Annotated in this window: 2 tRNA genes; both read right to left on the bottom strand. The window is 54.2% G+C overall.

Annotation, left to right across the window (positions count from 1 at the left end):
* Nucleotides 1–7 precede the first annotated feature (7 nt).
* A tRNA-Ala gene (locus tag SB756_RS31665) sits at nt 8–83 on the bottom strand.
* Between the two features lie 30 nt (nt 84–113).
* A tRNA-Ile gene (locus SB756_RS31670) sits at nt 114–190 on the bottom strand.
* Nucleotides 191–260 lie beyond the last annotated feature (70 nt).

The following is a 260-nucleotide window of genomic DNA, read 5'->3' on the forward strand; positions in this document are numbered from 1 at the left end:
GCAGTAGTGGTGGAGCCAAACGGGATCGAACCGTTGACCTCCTGCGTGCAAGGCAGGCGCTCTCCCAGCTGAGCTATGGCCCCGTATTTCTACAGGCGTTTCCCACACAAAATTGGTGGGTCTGGGCAGATTCGAACTGCCGACCTCACCCTTATCAGGGGTGCGCTCTAACCAACTGAGCTACAGACCCAATTTCGGGCTGCTTCTTATCGTCTTCTTCAATGAATCAAGCAATTCGTGTGGGAGCTTATGGAGCAGCT

Source organism: Pseudomonas sp. SIMBA_068, from assembly GCF_046534705.1.
Lineage (GTDB): Bacteria > Pseudomonadota > Gammaproteobacteria > Pseudomonadales > Pseudomonadaceae > Aquipseudomonas > Aquipseudomonas putida.